Source organism: Chryseobacterium sp. SIMBA_029 (assembly GCF_046535275.1).
Classification (GTDB): domain Bacteria; phylum Bacteroidota; class Bacteroidia; order Flavobacteriales; family Weeksellaceae; genus Chryseobacterium.
Map to the genome: position 1 here is coordinate 1 of NZ_JAWRXA010000478.1, position 261 is coordinate 261.

General features: G+C 60.5%; 1 protein-coding gene. It reads right to left on the reverse strand.

The genetic code is table 11. The features are described from left to right. Positions 1 to 261 (reverse strand): hypothetical protein (locus SB679_RS24895; RefSeq protein ID WP_410704977.1); only part of this gene is annotated, 261 nt, incomplete at both ends.

Consider the following 261-nt stretch of genomic DNA (forward strand, 5'->3'; position numbering starts at 1 on the left):
GGAATCACCCCGGCGGGAAACAAGGCATCCACTTGCGTCGCGTATTGACGGATCCGCGGCTGCTTTTCCTCGAGCCCGGTGCTCCACGTCCACGGCTGATACTGCATGCTCGCCAGACGCGCGTGGTCCGGGTTGGATGCTAGGTCGTAGGGAAAATCCGAATAGAGGACCAATTTCTCCGGGTATCCGGCTCCCATCCCCCGGGTGATCAGATGGTCCACGTGCTTCCCGACTCCCACCGGACAGAAAAGGAGATCTGCT